The 3703-nt window shown below is 32.6% G+C and carries 3 protein-coding genes; all 3 read left to right on the top strand.

The window, feature by feature from the left end; all coding sequences use genetic code 11:
- Window positions 1-244 (top strand): prolyl oligopeptidase family serine peptidase (locus F6K22_RS35420; RefSeq protein WP_293109226.1); only part of this gene is annotated, 244 nt, incomplete at its 5' end.
- Window positions 245-644: 400 nt separating this feature from the next.
- Complete coding sequence (gene hpsE, locus F6K22_RS35415; RefSeq protein ID WP_293109224.1) at window positions 645-1694, top strand: hormogonium polysaccharide biosynthesis glycosyltransferase HpsE; 1050 nt, start codon at window positions 645-647, stop codon at window positions 1692-1694.
- A 73-nt stretch (window positions 1695-1767) separates the two neighbouring features.
- Window positions 1768-2904 carry a polysaccharide pyruvyl transferase family protein gene (locus tag F6K22_RS35410; RefSeq protein WP_293109223.1) on the top strand — a complete coding sequence of 379 codons (1137 nt, stop codon included), beginning with the start codon at window positions 1768-1770 and terminating at the stop codon, window positions 2902-2904.
- Window positions 2905-3703: the final 799 nt, after the last annotated feature.

The raw sequence follows: 3703 nt of genomic DNA, 5'->3' as shown, positions 1-3703 counted from the left end.
TTATATCAAATCTTACTCTCCGTATGACAACGTAGAGGCAAAAGACTACCCAAATATGCTTGTAACAACTGGCTATTGGGATAGTCAAGTACAATACTGGGAACCGGCCAAATGGGTAGCCCTGTTACGTGAGCTCAAAACTGACGACAATATGCTAATAATGGATTGCAACATGGATGTTGGCCACGGAGGTGCTTCAGGTCGCTTTGAGATCGTCATTAAGGCTATGGGGCGGGTATCATAAAGCTTAAATGTGAAACACCTGAGATTTTGATATCAACCCGCCTCTATAATATGAAATCAAATAATTGATGCTATAGACGATCTCCCCTAACCCACTTTTTTTAAGGGGGTTATCAACAGAAATCTCTCGCAAATTTTTGAGTATTTCATATAATCAATATTTATATTATAGGGTGCGTTATCTGAGAATAATAAGAGATTATTTTCGATGCACTTACTGTCTCGAAAACTTTTTTGCGTGGATATAAAATCAACGATATTTTTTCCGCAATTTATCCTATTGTCAATTTATTTTATTGGCAACTACAATCAAAATATGCAAATTGAATTGGTAATAAATAGCAAAAATAGCCCAATTAAAATTTACTGAAAGTAATCAATAAATCAAGAATATAACTATTATGGTTGACTTTACTGTAGCAATCTGTACTTATAATGGGGAAAACCGTATTTCTGATGTTTTGGAAAAACTTCGAGAATGTATAAAACATACAATAAATCAGAAACAAAAAATTTCTTGGGAAATTATTATTATTGATAACAATAGTAATGATAATACTGCCACAATTATCAAAAAATATCAGTCTGAATGGGATAAAAATTATCCAATTAAATATTACTTTGAAGCACGACAAGGATTGGCTTTTGCCAGGAAATGTGCAATCAAAAACGCTCAAAGCGAGTTGATTGGTTTTCTTGATGACGATAACTTACCTTTTCCGAATTGGGTAACAGCAGCTTATACCTTTGGGAAATCTCATCCTAAAGTCGGTGCTTACGGTGGTCAGTCTCATGGCATATTTGAAGTGACTCCACCACCAAATTTTGAAAGAGTCGCCACCTTTTTTGCTCTGAAAAAAGCAGAAAAGGCATTTTGTTATAACGAGAAATATAAATCTGTTTATCAACGACTTTACCCTGCTGGTGCAGGAATAGTTATTCGTAAACAAGCTTGGTTAGAAAGTGTTCCTGAAACTGTTTGCCTTCCACAGACTGCAGAGGATTTGGAAATGCTATCACATATCAGAAATAATGGTTGGGAGATTTGGTTTATTCCAGAAATGGAAATTGAACACAAAATATATAAATATCGTCTGGAAAAAGATTATTTAATTAAGTTTTTCCGCTCAAATGGTTTAACTCGATATCAAACCAGAATGTTAAATTATTCTCAATGGCAAAAGCCATTAGTAATACCATTTTATCTAATTAATGATTTAAAAAAAATAATTGTTCATCTGCTAAAATATCACTCGGTTTTTCAGACTGATATTATTGCTGTTGGTGAACTAAACTTATTATTGAGTATTTTTTACAACCCCATACATAATTTATGGCAATATCTGAGAAACTCCAGAAGAAATATCCTCAAATTAGCATTGTCTATATTGAAGAGTCAAAAAATAATTTCTGCTGAATCTCTAAGGAAAGTACATAGAACAGAGTTTTAATGTGAAAACTAAATTTATAGTGCTTAAAAATACTTTATTGTAGATTACAACTACCAATATATAGGTTGAATTAATGTTGTTACAAACTGATATGTCTATTAATCAAACCATTAAGTATTCTAATAGTTTGGCTATTAAACAAGCTTTGCATGAGTCTCTCAAAAACCTAGGAAATTTTGAACAATGTGCTTTATTACAATATCCTCACTATATCAATATTGGAGACCATCTAATTTGGTTGGGGACTGTATTTTATTTAACTAATGTACTCAAGACAAAAATAGCTTATGCTTCCTGTTCAGAAAAATTTTCTCAAGCTGAGATGGATGAAAAAATTGGTGATTCTCCAATTTTTTTACTTGGTGGAGGAAATTTTGGGGATATCTGGTATAAGGATCAAAAATTCCGTGAATATGTGATTTCTCAAAATCATCATCGCCGGATTATTGTGATGCCACAAACTATTTATTTTCAGAATAAAGGTTATTTGGAAAAGTCGGCAAAGGTTTTTAATTCTCACCCTAATTTAACTTTATGTGTGCGCGATCGCTATAGTTATGATTTTGCGATTAAACATTTTGATAACTGTCGAGTTATTCTGGCTCCCGATCTAGCTTTTCAAATGGCAGGAATGCCTTGTTTTTCTGTTCCTAGAAATCCTGAAAATTCTATTTTGTATCTGAATAGAACAGATAAAGAATTAAATCAAGGTTTTTTAGCAGAATTAATGGGAATTTATAATTTGGTAGTTGCTGATTGGATTTCTTATGAGCAAAAATGGATTCTGGGAAATGCTAATTCTCGATGGAGACAAATATTTGCTCAACTTTATCGAGAGGTTTGGCAACGGGGTTTGGTAACACCCCAAGAATTCATAGATAGACGAATTTGGTTGAAAACTGCTACAGAAAATATTGATTTTAATTCTGTGGATAATCCATCTATGCACCGTCTTTCTTTAAGTTCTCTCCATAGTGGAATTTATCAGCTTCAGAAGTATCGTTTGATTATTACTAATCGTTTACATGGTCATATTCTCTGTGTACTTTTGAATATACCCCATATATTTCTACCAAATTCTTATCACAAGAATCAATCTTTTTATGAGACTTGGAGTTATGATATTCCTTTTTGTAGATTCGTTTCAGATATTACTCAGATTGAAGGGAGTGTTCAAGAACTTTTGGTATCCGAGCGACTTAAAAAGTAGGAATGATTGATTTATTATACCTGATAATTTTTACTTTTTCTTGGAGCTATGGCTTCAAGAATTAATAATTATAGCGCTACTTGAATCGGGAATAGGGAATAGGGAATAGGGAATAGTAAACTATCAAAGGGTTTCAGGATTTAGAAATGTCCTAACCTGAATGAGTAGCCCTATAACAATTAATAATTAATTATTACATCAAATCTGGTTAATTCGGTATAAAAAAATTTTTCATCTTCAGCTAAAGAGGAAATCTTTCTAAATTCTCTTTGCTCCTGACTCCTGATTCCTAGATTAACTATCTAATTATACCAATGCTACCGGATTTAATATTACCCCTTCTTATAAAGAAGAAGATTGGCTAAAAGGAATCTTTTTTCTTCATATAAGATTTTTTCATACTCTTGATACCAAGTTGAATGCTAGTAGACGCCAATTAATTATGGTAGAGACCCAAGTTGAATACAAACTAAATTGGAAAATGCTTTGTAACTATTAACTAAAGATATTAAAAGTAGAGAAGAAGAATGCGATCGCTTATTTTCTCAAGACTTGTGAGACTCTCACAAAGATTAGTAGAATTCCGAGTAGGGCGATCGCTCACCTCATCACCAGACTTGTGCTTAAGAGTTTTTATGGCGACGGCTAGGTACTAAACATGTAGCAAATGCACAAATACCCAATGAGGAAAATATTTAGTTTATTTAGCTTTTCTACTTTTTAAAAGCTTGAAATTTATCAGTATTTTGGAGGGTGTGTTAACCTCTCTTGCCCTCATGAATATAATCTAGCTAATACA

Origin of the sequence: Okeania sp. SIO2F4 (assembly GCF_010672385.1) — a bacterium.
In the GTDB taxonomy this organism is placed as follows: Bacteria; Cyanobacteriota; Cyanobacteriia; order Cyanobacteriales; family Microcoleaceae; genus Trichodesmium.
Note: the sequence above shows the minus strand (reverse complement) of the source record. Positions and strands in the feature narration are given on the sequence as shown.